General features: G+C 49.8%; 20 protein-coding genes. 17 read left to right on the top strand and 3 right to left on the bottom strand.

Annotated features, from left to right (window positions below; genetic code table 11):
- The first annotated feature begins 8 nt into the window (after positions 1 to 8).
- From sdhA to ULO1_RS09835, 7 genes are all read left to right on the top strand, one after another.
- Positions 9 to 1,769 (top strand): succinate dehydrogenase flavoprotein subunit, encoded by a 1,761-nt coding sequence (gene sdhA, locus ULO1_RS09865; protein ID WP_079933481.1) that lies wholly within the window; start codon positions 9 to 11, stop codon positions 1,767 to 1,769.
- Positions 1,769 to 2,521, top strand: coding sequence for a succinate dehydrogenase iron-sulfur subunit (gene sdhB / locus ULO1_RS09860; RefSeq protein WP_078664663.1), 753 nt, complete (start codon positions 1,769 to 1,771; stop codon positions 2,519 to 2,521). Before sdhA ends, sdhB begins: the two co-directional genes overlap by 1 nt.
- A gap of 90 nt (positions 2,522 to 2,611) precedes the next feature.
- Complete coding sequence (locus ULO1_RS09855; protein WP_107753860.1) at positions 2,612 to 2,923, top strand: carbohydrate-binding protein; 312 nt, start codon at positions 2,612 to 2,614, stop codon at positions 2,921 to 2,923.
- A gap of 14 nt (positions 2,924 to 2,937) precedes the next feature.
- Positions 2,938 to 3,261 carry a carbohydrate-binding protein gene (locus tag ULO1_RS09850; protein ID WP_242946644.1) on the top strand — a complete coding sequence of 108 codons (324 nt, stop codon included), beginning with the start codon at positions 2,938 to 2,940 and terminating at the stop codon, positions 3,259 to 3,261.
- A gap of 12 nt (positions 3,262 to 3,273) precedes the next feature.
- Positions 3,274 to 3,651, top strand: a complete 378-nt coding sequence (locus ULO1_RS09845; protein WP_242946645.1) for a carbohydrate-binding protein — start codon at positions 3,274 to 3,276, stop codon at positions 3,649 to 3,651.
- 80 nt (positions 3,652 to 3,731) lie between these two features.
- The gene (locus tag ULO1_RS09840) at positions 3,732 to 4,904 is read left to right on the top strand and encodes a glycosyltransferase family 4 protein (RefSeq protein ID WP_200805666.1); all 1,173 of its coding nucleotides are present in this window, start codon (positions 3,732 to 3,734) and stop codon (positions 4,902 to 4,904) included.
- 20 nt (positions 4,905 to 4,924) lie between these two features.
- On the top strand, positions 4,925 to 7,342 hold the full coding sequence (locus ULO1_RS09835; RefSeq protein ID WP_079933480.1) for a sugar phosphate nucleotidyltransferase: 2,418 nt from the start codon (positions 4,925 to 4,927) through the stop codon (positions 7,340 to 7,342).
- On the opposite strand, the gene ULO1_RS09830 is transcribed toward ULO1_RS09835, so the two are convergent.
- The 3 genes from ULO1_RS09830 to ULO1_RS09820 are packed head-to-tail and all read right to left on the bottom strand — an operon-like array spanning position 7,339 to position 9,992.
- Positions 7,339 to 8,958, bottom strand: coding sequence for a glycoside hydrolase family 57 protein (locus ULO1_RS09830; protein ID WP_078664658.1), 1,620 nt, complete (start codon positions 8,956 to 8,958; stop codon positions 7,339 to 7,341). The two genes, ULO1_RS09835 and ULO1_RS09830, sit on opposite strands and share 4 nt — an antisense overlap.
- A complete protein-coding gene (locus tag ULO1_RS09825) occupies positions 8,951 to 9,388 on the bottom strand; it encodes a DUF4912 domain-containing protein (RefSeq protein ID WP_078664657.1) in 438 nt (145 codons plus the stop codon). Before ULO1_RS09825 ends, ULO1_RS09830 begins: the two co-directional genes overlap by 8 nt.
- Positions 9,357 to 9,992, bottom strand: coding sequence for a DUF4912 domain-containing protein (locus ULO1_RS09820; RefSeq protein WP_159446879.1), 636 nt, complete (start codon positions 9,990 to 9,992; stop codon positions 9,357 to 9,359). Before ULO1_RS09820 ends, ULO1_RS09825 begins: the two co-directional genes overlap by 32 nt.
- A gap of 112 nt (positions 9,993 to 10,104) precedes the next feature.
- Here ULO1_RS09820 and ULO1_RS09815 point away from each other — a divergent pair, with 112 nt between their 5' ends.
- From ULO1_RS09815 to secA, 10 genes are all read left to right on the top strand, one after another.
- Positions 10,105 to 10,626 (top strand): CPBP family intramembrane glutamic endopeptidase, encoded by a 522-nt coding sequence (locus ULO1_RS09815; RefSeq protein WP_079933478.1) that lies wholly within the window; start codon positions 10,105 to 10,107, stop codon positions 10,624 to 10,626.
- Positions 10,627 to 10,749: 123 nt separating this feature from the next.
- Positions 10,750 to 11,547 carry a basic amino acid ABC transporter substrate-binding protein gene (locus tag ULO1_RS09810; RefSeq protein ID WP_079933477.1) on the top strand — a complete coding sequence of 266 codons (798 nt, stop codon included), beginning with the start codon at positions 10,750 to 10,752 and terminating at the stop codon, positions 11,545 to 11,547.
- A gap of 57 nt (positions 11,548 to 11,604) precedes the next feature.
- Entirely contained in the window at positions 11,605 to 12,285 is a 681-nt protein-coding gene (locus ULO1_RS09805; RefSeq protein ID WP_078664757.1) for an amino acid ABC transporter permease, read from the top strand.
- A complete protein-coding gene (locus tag ULO1_RS09800) occupies positions 12,272 to 12,991 on the top strand; it encodes an amino acid ABC transporter ATP-binding protein (RefSeq protein ID WP_079933476.1) in 720 nt (239 codons plus the stop codon). The genes ULO1_RS09805 and ULO1_RS09800 overlap by 14 nt, the downstream gene beginning before the upstream one ends.
- A 93-nt stretch (positions 12,992 to 13,084) precedes the next feature.
- Positions 13,085 to 13,609: a ribosome hibernation-promoting factor, HPF/YfiA family gene (gene hpf, locus ULO1_RS09795; RefSeq protein ID WP_078664652.1), complete on the top strand. Its 525-nt coding sequence runs from the start codon at positions 13,085 to 13,087 to the stop codon at positions 13,607 to 13,609.
- Between the two features lie 159 nt (positions 13,610 to 13,768).
- Complete coding sequence (locus tag ULO1_RS09790) at positions 13,769 to 14,413, top strand: hypothetical protein (RefSeq protein ID WP_078664651.1); 645 nt, start codon at positions 13,769 to 13,771, stop codon at positions 14,411 to 14,413.
- A gap of 761 nt (positions 14,414 to 15,174) precedes the next feature.
- Positions 15,175 to 15,921, top strand: coding sequence for an HD-GYP domain-containing protein (locus ULO1_RS14785; RefSeq protein WP_159446878.1), 747 nt, complete (start codon positions 15,175 to 15,177; stop codon positions 15,919 to 15,921).
- 241 nt (positions 15,922 to 16,162) lie between these two features.
- Positions 16,163 to 16,744, top strand: coding sequence for an HD-GYP domain-containing protein (locus ULO1_RS09780; protein ID WP_159446877.1), 582 nt, complete (start codon positions 16,163 to 16,165; stop codon positions 16,742 to 16,744).
- A gap of 11 nt (positions 16,745 to 16,755) precedes the next feature.
- Positions 16,756 to 17,289 carry a DUF5317 domain-containing protein gene (locus ULO1_RS09775; protein ID WP_242947934.1) on the top strand — a complete coding sequence of 178 codons (534 nt, stop codon included), beginning with the start codon at positions 16,756 to 16,758 and terminating at the stop codon, positions 17,287 to 17,289.
- Positions 17,290 to 17,391: 102 nt separating this feature from the next.
- A complete protein-coding gene (gene secA, locus ULO1_RS09770; protein ID WP_079906384.1) occupies positions 17,392 to 20,061 on the top strand; it encodes a preprotein translocase subunit SecA in 2,670 nt (889 codons plus the stop codon).

Here is a 20,061-nt window from a genome sequence, read left to right as displayed (position 1 = left end):
GAAGGAAGATGGCGGAAAAGAAGATTATCGTTGTTGGTGGCGGCCTGGCCGGCCTGATGGCTACCATTAAGGCAGCAGAGGCTGGCTTCAAGGTTGATCTTTTCTCTCTGGTACCGGTAAAACGCAGTCACTCCGTTTGTGCCCAGGGGGGGATTAATGGTGCCGTTAACACCAAGGGGGAAGGGGATTCTCCCTGGGAGCATTTTGATGATACCATTTATGGCGGGGACTTTCTGGCCAATCAACCACCGGTGCTGAAAATGTGTGAAGCGGCACCTGGAATTATCCATCTGATGGACCGGATGGGAGTAATGTTCAACCGCACACCGGAAGGACATCTGGATTTCCGGCGTTTTGGTGGTACCAAACACCATCGTACCGCTTTTGCTGGAGCGACCACCGGCCAGCAATTACTTTATGCCTGTGATGAACAGGTACGGCGCTGGGAAGCAGCTGGTCTGGTGCAAAAGTATGAGGGCTGGGATTTCCTTTCCATTGTGCTGGATGAGCAGGGGATTTGCCGGGGGATTACCGCCCAGAACCTGGCTAGCATGGAAATCAGGGCCTTCCGGGGTGAAGCGGTGATTATGGCCACCGGTGGCCCGGGCATGATCTTTGGCAAGAGTACCAACTCCACTATCAATACCGGCTGGGCGGCGGCGGCAGTTTACATGCAAGGCGCCTGCTATGCCAACGGGGAGTTTATTCAGATCCATCCTACTGCTATTCCAGGAGAGGATAAATTGCGTTTGATGTCCGAATCGGCCCGCGGTGAAGGCGGTCGGGTCTGGACTTACAAGGATGGTAAACCATGGTATTTCCTGGAAGAAAAATATCCGGCCTATGGGAACCTGGTACCGCGGGATATCGCTACCCGGGAGATTTTCCATGTCTGTGTGGATTTGAAACTGGGGATAAATGGTCAGAACATGGTTTATCTGGATGTTTCCCATATAGATCCTAAAGTGCTGGACCGCAAGCTGGGCGGGATTCTGGAGATCTATGAAAAATTTGTTGGGGAAGATCCCCGCAAAGTGCCGATGAAGATATTCCCGGGTGTCCACTATTCCATGGGCGGGCTCTGGGTGGATTACAATCATATGACCAATATTCCCGGATTGTTTGCTGCCGGGGAATGTGACTACCAGTACCATGGTGCTAACCGCCTGGGTGCCAACTCCCTGCTTTCTGCTATTTATAGTGGCATGATAGTGGGACCGGCAGCAGTGGCCTATGCCAGCGGTTTGAGCAAGTCGGCCTTTGCTCTGGAGGAAAGGCTGTTTGAACAGGAGCGCAAACGGCAGGAGGAAAAGGTGGAAGCCATTTACCGGATGAATGGCAAGGAAAATCCCTATCTGCTTCATGAAGAGCTGGGTAAATGGATGACCGATAATGTCACGGTAGTGCGCTATAATGACCGGATGGAAAAAACCGATGCCAAAATTCAGGAATTGATGGAGCGCTACCAGAATATCAATCTGGCGGATACCGGCCGCTGGTCCAACCAGAGTGTGATGTTTGTGCGCCATCTCTGGGGTATGCTGCAGCTGGCCCGGGTGATTACCAGAGGGGCTATTGCCCGCAATGAAAGCCGGGGTGCCCATTATAAGCCGGAGTTTCCCAACCGGGATGATGAAAACTGGCTGAAAACCACCAAGGCCTTCTATACTCCCGCTGGGCCACGGCTGGAATATGAGCCGGTGGATGTCTCCCTGATCAAGCCCCGGCCGCGCAAATACGATGTGGATAAATCGGAGGTGAAGGCCTGATGGCTGAACAAAAATACATTCACCTGCGGGTACGGCGGCAGGAAAGTCCCCAGGCCAAACCCTACTGGGAAGAGTTTAAAATCCCGTATAAGCCCAATATGAATGTAATTTCCGCCTTGATGGAAATTCAAAAAAATCCCGTCAATGCCCAGGGGGAAAAAACTACGCCGGTAGTGTGGGAATGCAATTGTCTGGAAGAAGTTTGCGGGGCCTGTACAATGCTAATAAACGGGGTTCCCAGACAGGCTTGCTCGGCTTTGATTGACCAGTTACAACAGCCTGTTGAATTGAGACCTCTGACCAAGTTTCCCCTGATTCGTGATTTGATGGTAGACCGCAGCATCATGTTTGAAAATCTGAAAAAAGTCAAAGCATGGATTCCTATCGATGGTACCTATGATCTGGGGCCAGGGCCCAAACTGGCGGCCAAAACCCAGGAATGGGCCTATGAATTATCCCGCTGTATGACCTGTGGTTGCTGCATGGAAGCCTGTCCCCAGGTGAACAGCAAATCCAAATTCATCGGTCCGGCAGCTATCTCCCAGGTGCGCTTGTTCAACACTCATCCGACCGGGGAAATGAACAAGGAAGAGCGGTTGGAAGCCATTATGGGAGATGGGGGGATTACGGATTGTGGTAATTCCCAGAACTGTGTGCGGGTTTGTCCCAAACAGATTCCCCTGACTACCTCCATTGCGGATATGAATAAAGAAACGGTAAAATATGCCATTAAACGCTGGTTAAGAAAATAGCCAGTTTTTTGCCCTCGGTTAAACCGAGGGCTATTTTTTTTAGCATAGATTTGCCCTGCTGGTATCATACTAATGCCGGAGGTGATTTATATGCGGATTGAACAACAGGGAATTGAGGTTACTCCGGACATTATCAAGGCGGGTGATCTGGTCCGGATTCAGTACAATGGCTTACTGGCCCGGTCGGGAGCTGACCAGGTGTACTTGCATGTGGGTTATGGGGATAAATGGGAATATGTTTGTGATTACCCCATGCAGAAAACGGCCAATGGCTGGCAGAAGGTGCTGTCAGTAGAACATCCCGGCAGCCTCAATTTCTGCTTCAAGGACAGTGCCAATAACTGGGATAACAATAATGGCCTCAACTGGTCAGTAGCTATCAACAACAATTTGCGAGCCTAATGGAGGTGAAGACGGTGCATCATATCGCCATTGAGGGCACAGGGCACCTGGTCAATGGTGTAGTAGCCGGGCCCCTGCCGGTAGCCCGCGGGGGTTCAGTGACCATTATCTACAATGGCCTCCTGGCCAATAGCGGTGCTAGCCAGGTATATTTGCATGCCGGCTATGGTCCGGACTGGCATGATTCCCTGGACATGCCTATGGTGCGGACTGCCCGGGGCTGGGAAAATACCATCCAGGTCCAGGATGTCCATGAATTGAATTTTTGCTTCCGGGATGCGGCCAATAACTGGGATAACAACAATGGCCACAATTGGCGGCTGGAAGTTATCTCCTGAGGAGGTGAAATGATGGTGGAAATGAAACACACCAATTTCCGCGATAGTGATCACCGCTTGAAGGAGATGGCAGAAAGCCAGCTACAGGGCGGTGTGACTGTGGATCCTACCCCGATTACGGCTGGTCAGGAAGTGACAATCCTGTATAACGGCCTGCTGGCTAAAAGCGGAGCCCAGCAAATCTACCTGCATGTAGGGTATGGTTCCAATGACAACTGGCAGATGGTAACCGACTATCCCATGTATTTTACCGGCCATGGCTGGGAAAAAACCATAACCGTGGCCGAAGGGACCAGGCTTAATTTCTGCTTCAAGGACAGTGCCAATAACTGGGATAACAACAATGGCAATAACTGGTCCTTTATTGTTCACAATGGGCGCATGGTGTAAACCATGCCCTTTTTTTATCATATTTTTCCGTCCCGCTGGATAAACTAATCAAGTAAATCCAGAACGAAAGGGGGATGACAGTGCGTATATTAATGTATTCCTGGGAGTTTCCGCCCAAAAGCGTAGGCGGTCTGGCCCGGCATGTGCATGATTTGACTCTGGCCACGGCCAAACAGGGCCATGAAATTCAGGTTGTCACCTGCGGGGGAGATAACCTGCCTGCCTATGAAAATATAGAGGGGGTGGAGGTTTATCGCGTCCAGCCATATCATTTGCGGGCTCCGGATTTTCGCACCTGGATTTTGCAGTTGAACCTGGCCATGCTGGAATTCACCATGACTTTGCGGGATAGCCAATCAGCCCCCTGGGATATTGTTCACTGCCATGACTGGTTAACTGCATATGTCAGCCGGGCGATTAAACACGCGCAGAACATTCCACTGGTAGCTACCATTCATGCCACTGAATTCGGGCGCAACTGGGGGCTGCATGATGATAACCAGCGCTATATCAGTGATGTGGAGTGGTGGCTGACTTATGAAGCCTGGCGGGTGATTGTTTGCAGTCAATATATGCATAATGAGGTGAGATACATATTCTCTCTGCCGGAAGACAAAATCCGGATCATACCGAACGGCGTAAGGCCGGAGGATTTTCAGACCGAACCTGAACCGGATTTTCGCAATCGATATGCCCATCCTACCGAAAAAATCGTCTTTTTCGTAGGACGGCTGGTGCATGAAAAAGGGGCGCATGTCTTGCTGGATGCCATTCCGAAAATTCTCCATTACCATCCCCAGACCAAGTTCGTTATCGCCGGTCGAGGGCCGGCGGAAGGTTATTTGCGGCAAAAGGCCTGGGAGATGGGCGTGACAGAGAGAATTTATTTTACCGGTTATATCGATGATGTGACCCGTAATAAACTGTACCGTTCTGCTTCCGTTGCGGTTTTTCCCAGCCTGTATGAACCTTTTGGTATTGTGGCCCTGGAAGCTATGGCGGCCCGGACGCCAGTGGTAGTCAGTGATACCGGTGGACTGGGGGAAATTATTAAACATGGCGTAAATGGTTTGAAATGCTATGTAGGTTCTCCTGATTCCCTGGCCGATAATGTGCTGAAAATTCTCTGTGATCCGCCCTTTGCCCGGCAGGTGGAAGAAAGGGCCTACCGGGAGGTGCTGGAAATCTATAACTGGGACAAAATTGCCCGCACTACGGTAGCAGTTTATGAAGAAATTCTGGCAGAACAATAATAGAGAACGGAGGTCTGGCTATGAAAGCCATTATTATGGCGGGAGGGGAAGGTTCCCGACTGAGACCATTAACCTGTGACCGGCCCAAACCTCTGACGCCTTTACTGAACCGGCCGGTGATGGAACACATTGTCAATCTCCTGAAAAAACATGGCATCCGTCAGATTGGGGTTACCTTGCAGTATCTGCCGGAGGCCATTATGGAATATTTTGGCGATGGCAGTGACTGGGGGGTGGAAATGCGCTATTTTCTGGAGGAAACTCCCCTGGGCACTGCTGGCAGTGTCAAAAATGCAGAAGAATTTTTGGATGAACCTTTTATTGTTATCAGTGGTGATGCGCTGACGGATTTTGACCTGAGCCGGGCCATTGAGTTTCATCGGCAAAAGGGTGCCTGGGCAACCCTGGTTTTGACCCGGGTCCAGACACCTCTGGAATACGGGGTAGTGATGACTGATAAAAATGGCAGTATTTATCGTTTCCTGGAAAAACCCAGCTGGAGTGAGGTTTTCAGTGATACGGTCAATACCGGGATCTATATCCTGGAACCCCGGGTATTGCAATATATTCCGGCAGGTCAGCAGTTTGATTTCAGTAAAGATCTCTTTCCCCGCTTGCTGGCGGAAGGGAGACCGCTCTTCGGCTGTATCCTGGCGGGGTACTGGTGTGATATCGGCAATTTGCAACAATATGCAGAAGCCCATTATGCCGTGCTGGCCGGTGGGGTACAGCTGGAACTGGGCGGTCAACAGGTTGCTCCGGGGGTCTGGGCTGAGGCAGGGGCAAAAATCCATCCCCGGGCCTATCTGGAAGGGCCGGCTTTTATCGGAGCGGATACCGTTATTGATGCGGAGGCCTATGTGGGGCCTTTTACGGTGATTGGCCGCAATTGTCATCTCGGCAGCAAAGCCAGCCTTAAACGGGCTGTTCTCTGGGAAGGGGTAAATATAGGTGCCGGAGCAGAAATCCGCGGGGCTATCCTCTGCCGTCAGGTCAAGGTGGGTCAGGGGAGCCGGATTTATCAAGGTGCGGTGATCGGAGATGGTACGGTACTGGGCGAACGGGTTTATGTAGATGCCGGGGTAAAAATCTGGCCCCAGAAACGGGTGGAAAGCGGAGCCCGCCTGCGGGAAAACCTGGTCTGGGGAGAACGCCAGCCCCGTACGCTCTTCGGGCGCGAGGGGATTGTGGGAGAAATTAACCGGGAACTGACTCCGGAACAGGCGGTGAAAGTGGCGGCTGCTTTTGCCACTCTATTCCAGCCGGAAACTGCCCTGTTAGTCAGCACTGACCATTCTCCGGCGGCAGCAATGCTGAAACATGCTGTTCTGGCGGGATTGCTGGGAGCAGGGATGGTGGTCTGGGATGCCGGCATTCTGACCGGTGGTGCCAGCCGCTACTTGATTCGCAGTCTGGCTGCCAGTGGCGGGGTGCATATTCAGGGCAGCGGGCAGGGCAACCGGGCCCGGGTTTTGCTCCTCAATCAGCAGGGAGCCAGCTTAACTCCGGCAGAAGAACGCAAGGTGGAAAATCTGCTGGGACGGGAAGGGATGCGGCGCACAGCTGCCGGACATCTGGGGCGGGTTATGCCTTTGCCCAGTGGCCTGGATGAATATACCGGCTTTTTGCTCAATTTCCGTCCGCGGGGACAAAATTATCAATGGCGGATTGGGGTAGGGGCCCTGACTCCGGCTCTGGCCCAGATTTTACCCCGGATCTTTCAGGATACCGGTTTTCGTCTCATCTATCTCCAGGACGGGGAACAGCAGCTGGAACAGCTGATCAGTCTGGTACAAACAGAAAGATTGGACCTGGGGCTCTGGTTTGGGGAAGAAGGGGAACGCTTGTCCCTGGTTCTTCCCGGGGGAATGTATTTGGCTCCCGCTCAGGTTCAGATACTGAAAACCTGGCTCTATGCCCAAAGGAAAGAGCAAGCTGTTATTCCCTATCCTGTTCACTGGCCCCAGGCCCTGGCCCGCCGCCTGCAAGAGCGGGGGGCGGTGATTCAGCCGGTCAAGACTAATCCCGGCCTGATTCAGAATCAGTGGGCGCAGGATGAAGAGGGGTTCTACCTGCTGGCCGATGATCTCTATACCCTGCTGGTTCTGCTCAGGCAGGCGGAAGAGCAAGGGCTGGAAAGGCTGTTACAGGAGATGCCTGACTTTAACTGGGTTGCTAAATCCACAGCCTGTCCCTGGGAAGCCAAGGGCCTGGTCATGCGTCGCTTGATGGAAGAATTGCAGGATCGGGAGCTGGAGTTGCTGGATGGCATCAAGCTCTGGGACAATGGCGCCTGGGCCCTGGTTTTGCCCGATTCGGAGGAACCCGTTTGCCGTATTTATGCGGAAGGACCTGACATGGAAATAGCAGAAAGCCTGACTGAGCAGTTGCTGCAAAAAATTACGGAAATCCAGAAAGAAAGCGAGGGTGTCGGTTAAACCGACGCCCTCGCTTTTTGAGGAGGAGCTTCCCAGGCATAAATGCGGTAATTGAGCCAGGGGAAAAGATTGTTATTAATTTCCAGTTCTTGAAGCCAGTGGAGATCCAGCTGGTTTTGCAACAATTGTTCATAAAGTCTGGTGAAATTATGGATATGATTTTTGGTACGTCTGATGGCATAATTCACCATGGTGCCTGTTTTCATAATAAAGGCCCAGTCACTGGCCTGAGCCAGTAAGAGTTCACGAGCGGCCTGGTTGAGGGCCCGTTCCTGTTCTGCCGTAGGATTAGTAAACCGGCGGGCCAATTCGGTCATCCGTTCGGCGGCTTTGTGTAAATGCCGATAAATCCAGTCATTACTGCCTTCCAGCCACACTTCATGGTATCCTTTATGGCCCCAGGAAGAGATGCAGGGTTCGGTAACCTGATTACGGGGATATTCGGCCAGATAGTCAGAAGGGGTAGCAGTTTTCAGGATTTTGGAATCATAATGGATTTTACGCAAGAGAAAATCCAGGAACTGAGGCCCTTCAAACCACCAGTGACCGAACAATTCCGCATCATAGGGAGCTACCACAATGGGTTTACGGTCCATCAGGGACGCCAGGTATTCAACCTGGCGTTCCCGGTTGAACATGAAGTTGCCGGCGTGGATGGCTGCCTTTTCTGTAGCCCACTCGGGCACATAGGGTTCTTTCCATTCGCTCTTCTTGCCCGTAATCCGGTAATATTTGATGCCGGTATGTAAGCGGATACCGGAGGGGTGAATATAGTCCTTGATATAGTCATAATCCAAATCATAACCGATGTCCCGGTAGAATTCCCGGTAATCGAAATCGCCGGGATAACCTTCATCGGCACTCCAGACCTGTTTGGAAGATTCCACATCCCGTCCGAAAGCTGCTACCCCGGCGGGAGTAACAATGGGAGCATAGACCCCGTAACGGGGTCGGGTGGAAGCAAACAATACACCATGGGTATCCAGGAAAAAGTATCTAATGCCGAATTCCGCCAGAAATTCATCATCTCCGGGATGATAGGCACACTCTGGCAACCACATCCCCTGGGGTTGACTGCCAAACACCCGCCAGTGGTTTTCTACGGCCAGAGCCACCTGAGCCCGTACAGCCTGACGGGTCAAACCATTTAAAGGGAAATAGGCATGGGTAGCACCACAGGTGATCAATTCCAATCGTCCGGCTTCCTGTAAGCGACGATAGCCGGTTAATAAATTGCCGGCATATTTTTCAAAGAAATAATAAAAACACTGGTTAACCAGATAATGATACATCTGAGCCAGGCGATGGAAACGAGGATCGCCATAGGTACGGTCCAGTTCTTTGTAGATAAGCTCTCTTAATTTGCTTAAATAAACATAATACCTTTCTTGCAACAGAGGATCCAGGAGCATGGAGGTCAGGGTGGGGCTGAAAGACATGGTCAGCCGAAAATCCACCCCATCCTCCACCAGTTTTTCAAATTTGGCCAGTAAAGGTATATAAGTTTCAGTGATGCCTTCAAACAGCCAGCGTTCTTCCAGAGCATCAGGATCTTCCGGATGCCGGACATAGGGTAAATGGGCATGTAACACTAAAGCCAAATAGCCTTTAGGCATGTTTTTCACCTGCTTTCCAGAAACCGGGAGAAGTTCCCCAGCCTGAAGCTGTACCGGCTTTAATTTCCGGCCCTACGCCCAGAGGGGGCCAGTCGGGATCCCAGCGACCGGAGGCTTCTGCCCGCGGGGTCAGGGCGGGATTGGAGGTAAGCCAGGGTACAAACTGCCCCTGTTCCAGATGCCCCAGCTGGGCGACATATGTGGAGTTAGCGGCCGGAACCCGCAGGTAATAATTGTTGGCCATGGGATGTACCGGATAATCAAAATGGGGGCCGTTCAAGCCCCCGCGATAAAGGCGAATAAACCGGGGCAAATCAGGCGGCCCGATAGGATGGCGCAGGTCCCAGTAGGCAAACAGCCACCAGGGATCCCGGGTTAACAGGACCAGACGGTTCTCCTCATACATCTGGGGCAATTGTGAAATGGACATAGGAGCCAATCATCCTTTCTTTCTGCGGTAATTGCTGATATAAAGGCAGCAAGGGGGGCCAGTTCTCATCAATCAGAGCTGAAAAATAAGCTCTGGGTGTAACTACTTCATTGCTAACCAGCAAGCAATAAAAGAGTTGATTGTTGAGCAAGCGCCCTAACTCCACCTTATATCTGGCATCGGGGCGGGCCAGATGGAAATAAAAACTGGTCACAAAACTGGTCAGGTTTTTACTATCTTCCAGCAGCCATTGCCCGGTAGTTTCATCATATCGATAAAGACGAAGCTGGGTTATGCCGCTTTTCAGGGCTGGTAATTCCGCCTCCAGGCTTTCCAGGTAAACCGGATCCAGCTGCCAGTAGACAAAAATAGTTTCCGGGTCGCGGGCAACGGCTACTAGCCGATTATCTCCCTGGTAATAGGTGGGCAAATCTGTTACAATTTCTTTGACCGGGAAGGCTGGGGCCAGTTCACTGGCGAACTCCTGGTCCTGCCGTTCAGGTTTGGGCGCTGGCCTGGGCCAGGTTGGGATGAAAAGATAATACAAAAGAGCCACTAGAGCCAGCAGGCCGGTGAAAAAAATCAACCAATCGATGGTAGTCACCCCGCATCCTCCTTTGCTGCAAATTTGCCATTCTTAAGCTTTATTTAGTATTGCCCCGCTCAAAGTCCATTATGTCTGCAGTCAGGAGGAAGCTGAAGGAAGGGATAGTAAGATGAAAAATTACTGGCAGGAAATGTTTAACCAACAAATATTATGGCTGTTTTTTTTAATTATATTGCAGCTTATCAGCAAAAAAAGAATAAAATTTTTTCCCACTCAGGGTTTCAGGGCTAAACTGGGAATGATTGCGGTATTAAGCGGTTTACTCATTGGCCAGGGGATGCTCTGGCTGGCTCCCTATTTTCCTCGCCAGCAAGCAGTGGAACAACTGGGATTGAGTACAAACTGGTACTGGCCAGCACTGGCTTTGATTGGCCTGGGACCACTGGTGGAAGAAATTTTCTTTCGCGGTCTGCTGGGCAATTTTTTGCTAAACCGGTTCTCATTCTGGCCGGCAGCCTGTGGGAATGGGCTGATTTTTGCCGCTTTTCATGGTGGTGGCTGGTTGCTTTTGCCTTTTACCCTGGCTGGGATGGTCCTGTTCTGGCTTTTTTACAGGGAAAGGGCGATTTTTTACCCCTGGTTGGCGCACACTTCGTGGAATTTGCTGGTATTTTTCGCTTACTGGCAATAATTGCAGGGTCAAAGGTTGTCTTTTTGGGATGAATAAACATAAAATTTTATTGATTTTTGTGCACGGCAGATGTATAATTATAAAACGTACAGAATAAATACAAGGCTTTGGAGGACTGATAACATGGTATTTTACAAAAAGCTGGCTTCCATGTTGCTTGCAGCCAGCCTGGTGCTGACTCTGGCCGGTTGTGGCGGCGGACAGGCTGCCGAGGAGAAAAAACAGGGAAATGAAGGTGGCAAGCAGAAAATTGTTGTCGGTACCGACGCAGCTTATGCTCCCTTCGAATATGTAGAAGAAGGTACTGGCAAAATCGTCGGTTTTGATGCCGAATTAATGCAGGCCATTGGTGAAGCCGCTGGTCTGGAAGTGGAAATGAAAAACATAGGCTGGGATGGCCTGATTCCTGGTCTCAAGAGTGGTAGTGTTGATGCTGTCATTTCAGCTATGACCATTACCGAGGAAAGAGCCAGGGAAGTTTCCTTTTCCGAGCCTTATTTCAAGGCTGTTCAATATATCGCCATCAAGGAAGGTGCTCCTTACAGCAAGCCTGAAGACCTGGTAGGTAAGAAAATCGGGGTTCAGCTCAATACCACCGGTCATTTTGCTGCTGAAAAAATTCCCGGTGTGAACAAGGCTGATATCCGTACTTTTGATACTACCCCGGCCGCTTTGACTGAGCTGGTTAATGGCGGGGTTGAGGCTGTAGTGGCTGATAGCCCGGTGGTGCTGGAGTTCATCAAAAAGAACCCCAATGCTAAAGTGACTTACTTTGACCCCAAATTTCCGCAGGAAGACAACTATGGTATTGCGGTTAAAAAGGAAAATACCGAGCTGTTGAACAAAATCAACGAAGGTTTGAAGAAGGTAAAAGAAAGCGGCAAATATGACGAACTGTATAAAAAATACTTTGGCGTTTAAAAATAAATAAAAAGCAGGGATTTCCCTGCTTTTTTCATCGATGGAGGAAAAAGTATGCTGGATTTGGATTTTGGCATTGCCCTGCGTAACCTGCCGGTTTTGCTGCAGGGCACCTGGTTGACGCTGGAATTGACCATTGTTTCAGTGTTCCTCGGCACTTTCCTGGGCCTGTTCCTGGCCCTCTGTCGCCTGTCTCACTGGCGGGTCCTGTCCTGGGGAGCTGCTGCCTATGTGGACTTTTTCCGCGGAACTCCCTTGCTGGTACAGATCTTGATCATCCATTACGGTATACCCCAGCTGGTCCAGGGAACTTCCTGGGAATATGTTCCTAATCCTTTTCTTTCCGGTATTCTTGCCTTTACCCTCAATAGCGGTGCCTATGTGGCGGAAATCTTCCGGGCCGGTATTCAGTCTATTGATAAAGGGCAAATGGAAGCAGCCCGCTCCCTGGGCATGTCCTATGGCCAGGCAATGCGTTTTGTTATCCTTCCTCAGGCTTTTAAACGGGTAATTCCGCCATTGGGCAATGAATTTATAGCTTTGCTCAAGGACTCATCCCTGGTTTCCGTCATCGCTTTGCCGGAATTGATGATGCAGGCCAAGAACGTAGCTGGCCGGGAATACAAGTTCTTTGAAATCTATATTGCAGCTGCTGTGATCTATCTTATCATGACTATGACCATTTCCCGGTGGGTGGCCTATATGGAAAGGAGGTTGAGGGTCAGTGATCGTCATTAAAAACCTCTATAAACGCTTCGGTGACCTGGAAGTGTTAAAGGACATCAACCTCCATGTCCGGGAGGGGGAAGTGGTGGTGGTTATCGGTCCTTCCGGTTCCGGCAAAAGCACCATGTTACGTTGTATCAATAAACTGGAAGAAGCTACTTCCGGTGAAATTATCGTGGACAATATTCCTCTCACCTCCAAGGCCAATATCAATGCCATTCGGCAGGAAGTGGGCATGGTTTTTCAGCGCTTTAACCTCTTTCCCCATATGACTGCCCTGCAAAACATAACCCTGGCCCCCATACAGGTGCGGAAGCAGAGTAAGGCAGAAGCGGAAAAAATCGCCCGGGAACTGCTGGCTAAAGTGGGCCTTTCCGACAAAGCCGATTCTTATCCGGACCAGCTTTCCGGCGGGCAGCAGCAACGGGTAGCTATCGCGCGGGCCCTGGCCATGCGTCCCAAGGTCATGCTGTTTGATGAACCCACCTCTGCCCTGGACCCGGAGATGGTGGGGGAGGTACTGAACGTAATGAAGGACCTGGCCCGGGAAGGGATGACCATGGTGGTGGTTACCCATGAAATGGGGTTTGCCCGGGAAGTGGGCGACCGGGTCATTTTCATGGATGAAGGGCGGATCGTGGAAGAAGGAACACCAGAGGAGATTTTCCAGAACCCCCGTCAGGAACGGACTCGCTCTTTTCTCAGCAAAGTATTGTAAGAAAAATTTTCTACTTTCTGTTTGAAATTAGCAGGATTTTTTAGCGGACAAACAGAAAATATTATACTTACAGACGAGAAAGGAGTGACTGTTATGAAGTTTGTTGTACGGGGGAAAAACATTGAAGTAACGGACGCACTTAGAGATTATGTGGAAAAGCGGATTGGTAAGCTGGAGAAATATCTGGGTGAAATAACGAATGTGCAGGTAACTCTGGTGGTAGAAAAGAACATGCACCGGGTAGAAGTGACCATTCCCGTTGAAGGTATGATTATCCGCGGCGAGGAAGCCAGCAATGATATGTATGCTTCTATCGACCTGGTGGTGGAAAAGCTGGAACGTCAGGTTCAAAAATATCGCGCCCGCCTCAGCAAAAAGCTGCGCAACCTGGCTTCCCTGGAGCCAGTGGCAGCTGATGTGGAGACAGCTGATATTGATGACAGTGTAGTCAAGACCAAACGCTTTGCAGTTAAACCCATGCCCGTAGAGGAAGCTATTTTGCAAATGAATCTGGTAGGTCATTCCTTCTACGTTTTCCGTAATGCCGATACCAATGAGGTGAATGTGGTTTACCGGCGGCGCGATGGCAAATATGGTCTGATCGAACCTGAATTTTAAAGTTTTGGCAGTATGAAAATAGGCCGGTCCACAGGGACTGGCCTTTTTTAAAAAAGTTGTATTTTTTGAATTAACAAGCAGGAAAAATTGAAATTTTGTAGAAAATATTACACTAATCGAGAGTGAGCGAGAATACCAGGAGAGGACGGATGATAGAAAATGGGTGTAACTCCGGAAATGATCAGAGAATTTGAAGCTATTATTCGCCAGATAAAGGATGTAGTTTCTGCTAAAATAGTTTCCAATGAATACGGTGAAGTTCAGGAAGTCCATGTTCTGGCCAAGCAAAACCGCAGCCCCAAGCAACTGGTGCGGGATATAGAATCGGCGGTGATGGCCCAGTTTGGCGTGGCTCTGGACCACAAGAAAATTTCCGTAGCTCAAATGGCTAATGAAGAAGAGATTCCCGTCACCGAGGTTCGCCCCAAACTGATACGGGCTGAGCTGTTTACTGAAGGGGTACAAGCCAAGGCGGAAGTGGAACTTCAGCTCGGTGATGATACCATGTTTGGTCGAGCCCAGGGCCCGGGAGCCTATAACAATAAACTGCGCCTGGTGGCTCAGGCCACTCTGGATGCGCTGGAGCGCTATCTGCGCGGCAATTGCACCTTCGCGGTGGATGATGTAGCCATCATTCATCTGGGACGCAAGCAAGCCGCAGTGGTAGCTGTGACCCTGGTTACCCCGGAAGAGGAAGAGGCCTTGATTGGTTCCGCCTACGTCAGGGTTGATGAGTGGGAGACTGTGGTAAAGGCTACCCTCAATGCCGTAAACCGGCGGCTGTCATTACTGGTTAAACCCTAAACGGGCCATTGGTTTCCCGATCCAGGGAGACATGGCATAAATGAGAGTGAGAGGAGCGGTCACCTGAAATAAAAATGAGAAGGAGGTGTACCGCGATGCAAAAAGTACTGAAAGTTGTATTGGCTCTGATCGCTGTTGTACTGGTAGGTGGGGCAAACGCGAGATGGTAACTCTTTAGAACCGATTGAGGTGAGTTTATGCAAGAGCCTATAAAAGCGAAGCTTTTAAACTGGTATGTGGTAATTTTGAGTATAGTAACGGGTGTCATTCTTTTATATACACTTAATAGCATCAATTTCAACCAGAAAACAATAATTAATACTATTATTTTTTCTCTGATTTATTTCATAATTGAGTTGTTTCCGGTACATTTGCCTAGAGGTGGCAGTGTATCTGTAAGTATAGCTCTTACTGTTGCTATTTTATATTTATTTGATTTACCCGTTGCTATTTTTACCGTTTTTATAGGCGAATGCTTGATTCACCTCAAATCAAAGAACAAAAAAATAATTAAGACTTTTTTTAACTTTAGTCAATTAATAATTTCAATAACATTCTCAGGCATTATTAAAATTGGATTAATTAAGCTTGGTGCAGTATATGCGACAATAATTGCTGCTTTTTGTCATGTTATTATCAATTTATCGCTGGTTACGATAGTTTTAGCATTAAGCCAAAATGCGAAACCATATGGTATATGGATGTTGAATTTTAAATGGGTGGCACCTAATTTTATAGCCCTTACACCTATGGGGATATTAATGGCCAAGATCTATGAAACATGGGGGGCAGTGGGGATAATTCTTTTCATCCTGCCCCTCATGCTGGCCCGTCATTCCTTCAAACTCTACATGGACACCCGGCAAATGTACCTGGACACAGTCCAGGCCCTGGTTACCGCTATTGAGGCCAAGGATCTCTATACCAAAGGACATTCCGAGCGAGTAGCTGAATTTGCAGTGGAAACCGCCCGGGAACTGGATTGGCCGGAACATAAAATTGAGACTTTGCGCTATATGGCTTTGCTCCATGATATTGGCAAAATTGCCATTCCTGATGTTATCCTTAACAAAAGCACCCGTCTTAGCCCCCAGGAATATAATCGCATCAAGGACCACGCCGTAGTAGGGGCAGAGATTATCAAACAGGTCAAAAATCTGGGAGATGCTTATCTTATGGTCCGCCACTACCATGAACGCATGGATGGCTCCGGCTATCCTGATGGACTAAAAGGTGAGGAAATTCCCATGGGTGCCAGAATCATTGCAGTGGCAGATTGCTTTGATGCCATGACTTCTAACCGGGTCTATCGGGCTGGACGGTCTCCCCGGGAGGCCATTCAGGAACTGCAAAAATGCGGTGGTGCTGAACTGGACAGCCAGGTGGTTCAGGCATTTGTGCAGGCCTGGGAAAAGCGGTTAGCCCCGAAGTGGGAAAAACAAATACTAACGGAAATAGAAACCGGTGCAGCCAGGGGTGAAATAGCAGCAGCACAAGCGGAAGAATAGACATTTACATAAATTGAGATGCGGTACATAGAAAGCCTTACAGTGGAGTGAGCTAAATGCGAAACAAGGAGAGTAAGGCTATATGCAATCAGGCAGAAAGCCGTCCCAAGCCAACGGGAAGGGCTTTTTTCTATGGTATCTGTTGTCGAAAAATAGAGAAACTTTGCTTTTAATGTCATTCAGTTTTCTTGCAATTGCTCTACTCTCAGTTAAATGGCAAACCAGCATCACACAAGGGGTGATGCTTCTTAGTTTTTATCTAATTCCTCTCGCACTGGCTGGCTATGCCTATTACAGCTACCGGCGCATGAAAGTTCAGTTGCTGCAGACCCTGGAAGTACTGGCATCTATAACCGAGCGCACAGTAGACGGCAAGGAAGGCCATAACCAGCGGGTCGCTCAACTGGCGGACTGGCTGGCTTTACAAAAGGGAATGACAGAACCGGAGCGCAAAAAGCTATGGAGGGCTGCTCTCTACCACGATATCGGTAAACTGGTTCTAAAAGGCGATGAGCTGGATCAGGATGCCCATGCCCTGGCGGGCCAGCGCATACTGGAGCGCATTCCTTTTCTGGTTGATGTCAGCCGCTGGGTAGGGATGCACCATCTGCGCTATGATGGGGCTAACTGTTTCTTTGGTTTACAGGGAGAGAAAATTGAATTAGCTGCACGCATCTTGCATGTAGCTGATTTTGTAGATACATTGTTAGTTCAGGGTAAGAACAAAGAGGAAATTAAACAAATCCTCGCCTCGGAGAAAGGCAAGCTGATTGACCCCGAACTGGTGGACCTGATTATTTCCGGGTGGTGGAGGGAGGAATAAAAGTGTTCTGGATGGCACTGGTGGCTGCCTTGATTTTTGGCTGGCTGCGCCGGGGCAGCCTGGCCAGACTGGGTGAACTGGAATTACGGGGATTGATGCTGGTGGTGATTGCCTTCGCCCTGCAATTTCTGCTGGATATTCTGGCCCGGGCCCGATTTTATCCAGTTATTCTCTGGGGGGGCTGGGTCCATGTGGTCAGTTATTTTTTTCTTTTCTACTGGCTCTATCTTAACCGGCATTTGATTGGGGTCAGAATCCTGGGACTGGGCTTGTTTCTTAACTTCCTGGTGATTCTGTTTAATGGTGGTTATATGCCGGTCAGTGGCCGCTTTTTACCGGCCCATGTCAAGGAGAGGCTGGCCCTCTATGAAGATGGTACCCACCGTCTGTTGCAGGTAGATGATGCCCTGCCTTTTCTGGGAGACATTTTTTATATTCCCGGATTGAATGAAGTTTTCAGCATTGGTGACGTCTTGCTGGCGGTAGGTCTTTTCTGGATTATTGCTGAAGGAATGGTGGGCAGTGGCCGGAAAAAAAGCAGCTGAAAGTTGCGCCAATCCTGAGGTAATGATAAAATTATATATTGCAAGAGTTCAGGCAAAAGGGACCCTTGTGGGTTCCTTCGTTATTATAAGGGGGCAAACGGAGTGGTATTAAATTTTTTAAAAAACTTACTAGACGATAATGCCAGAGAGATTAAGAAATTGCGCAAAGTGGTGGATGTAATTAACGGTTTGGAGCCGGAAATGGAAAAACTGTCTGATCAAGAACTGGCGGCCAGGACTGGTGAATTTAAGCAACGGCTGGCCAGTGGGGCCAGTCTGGATGACCTTTTACCAGAGGCTTTTGCGGTTGTTCGCGAAGCGTCCAAACGGGTTCTGGGGATGCGCCATTTTGATGTGCAGCTTATCGGCGGTATGGTATTGCATCAAGGGAAGATTGCGGAGATGCGAACCGGGGAAGGAAAAACCCTGGTTGCTACTTTACCTGCCTATCTCAATGCCCTGGAGGGCAAGGGGGTTCATGTAGTCACTGTAAACGACTATCTGGCCAGGCGGGACTCGGAATGGATGGGTCAGGTTTATCGTTTCCTGGGATTGGAAGTGGGTTTGATTGTTCACGGCCTGGATTATGCCGAACGGAAGCGAGCCTATGCTGCGGATATTACTTATGGTACCAATAATGAATTCGGTTTTGACTATCTAAGGGATAATATGGTTATGCAGGCTGACCATATGGTACAGCGGCCCTTGAATTATGCCATAGTGGATGAGGTGGACTCTATCCTCATCGATGAGGCCAGGACGCCCCTGATCATTTCCGGGGCCGGGGACAAGGCAACTGACCTCTACTATGTTTTTGCCCGCATTGCCGAAAAGCTGGTGGAAAATGAAGACTATACAGTAGATGAGAAGGCTCATACTATTGCCATGACGGAAAAGGGCATCGAGAAAGTAGAGAAAATGCTGGGAGTGGATAACCTCTACGAAGATGACCATACGGAGTTAACCCACCACCTGCACAATGCCGTCAAGGCCAAGGCCTTGATGAAGCGGGATCGGGATTATGTGGTAAAAGATGGGGAAGTCATCATCGTGGATGAATTTACCGGGCGCCTGATGTTTGGCCGCCGCTACAGTGATGGCCTGCACCAGGCCATTGAGGCCAAGGAAGGGGTAAAAATAGAGCGAGAAAGCCAGACACTGGCTACCATTACCTTCCAGAACTATTTCCGCATGTACAAAAAGCTGGCGGGTATGACCGGTACAGCGGCAACGGAAGAAATGGAATTCCGCAAGATCTACAACCTGGATGTAGTGGTCATACCCACCAACCGGCCCAACCGCCGGGTGGATTTGCCGGATTTGATTTTTAAAACTGAAAAGGCCAAATACAAGGCTGTTGTTGAGGAAATAGTGGAACGCCACCGTACCGGACAGCCAGTTCTGGTTGGTACTACTTCCATCGAAAAATCGGAAATGCTGAGTGAGATGCTGCGCAAGCGCGGAGTACCGCATCAGGTGCTGAATGCCAAATACCATGAAAAAGAGGCAGAGATAGTAGCTCAGGCCGGTCGTTTGGGGGCGGTAACGATTGCAACCAATATGGCTGGTCGGGGTACCGACATTTTGCTGGGGGGTAACCCGGAGTTTCTGGCTAAACAGCGCCTGCGGCAAATGGGTTATGATGAAAGAATCGTCCATCTGGCAGCGGAAAAGGTGCCGCCCAATATTCCCGAAGTGCTGGAGGCCAGAGAGCATTTCTTAAGGCTGTATGAGGAAGCCAAACGGGAAACCGATGCCGAACAGGAAAAGGTAGTGGCGTTAGGTGGCCTGCATATTATCGGGACAGAAAGGCATGAGAGCCGCCGAATCGATAACCAGCTGCGGGGACGGGCTGGCCGGCAGGGAGACCCGGGGAGCAGCCGCTTCTATCTGTCTCTGGAAGATGACTTAATGCGTAAATTCGGTTCAGATAATATAGCCGGGTTAATGGACAAGCTGGGCATGGAAGAAGATGTACCTATCGAACATCCTCTGGTCACTCGTTCCCTGGAAACAGCTCAGAAGCGGGTGGAAGCCCGTAACTTTGAAATTCGCAAACACGTGCTGGAATATGATGATGTTATGAACCAGCAGCGGGAAGTGATTTATGAGCAGCGGCGTCGGGTCCTTTATGGCGAGAACCTGCGGGAAACCGTGCTGGGTATGGTGGAGGACCTGATCGACCGGGCCCTGGATATCTACTGCAATGCCGGTGTCCATCCGGAAGAGTGGGATCTGGCCGGGTTGTTACGCTACAGTGAGCAATTCTATCTGCCAGAGCATAATCTGACTGTGGAAGCTCTGCAGGATGTTGGGCGAGAAGAAATCCGCCGCCAGCTCCTGGAAGCGGCCCTGGCTTATTATGAAAACAAGGAAAAGGCATTGGGTCAGGAAACCATGCGGGAGCTGGAACGCATTATCATGCTGCGGGTTGTAGACGAAAAATGGATGGACCACCTGGATGCCATGGACCAGCTGCGCCAGGGCATTGGTCTCAGAGCCTATGGTCAAAAAGACCCGCTGGTTGAGTACAAGTTTGAAGGCTATGAAATGTTCCAGAACATGATTGAAAGCATTAAAGAAGATGTGGTTCGCTATGTTTATCGCCTTACTGTGGTAGAGGAACCGGAGGAACGCCAGGATGTCCAGGAAAATCTCTACCAGGACCAGCCCAAAGCACCGGTAAGAGGTGAAAAGACAGTAGGCCGCAATGATCCCTGCCCCTGTGGCAGTGGCAAAAAATACAAACGCTGCTGTGGAAGGAGTGCATAA

Origin of the sequence: Carboxydocella sp. ULO1 (assembly GCF_002049255.1) — a bacterium.
Lineage (GTDB): Bacteria > Bacillota.
The sequence above is the reverse complement of the archived record's forward strand: the minus strand, read 5'-3'. Positions and strand labels throughout refer to the sequence as shown.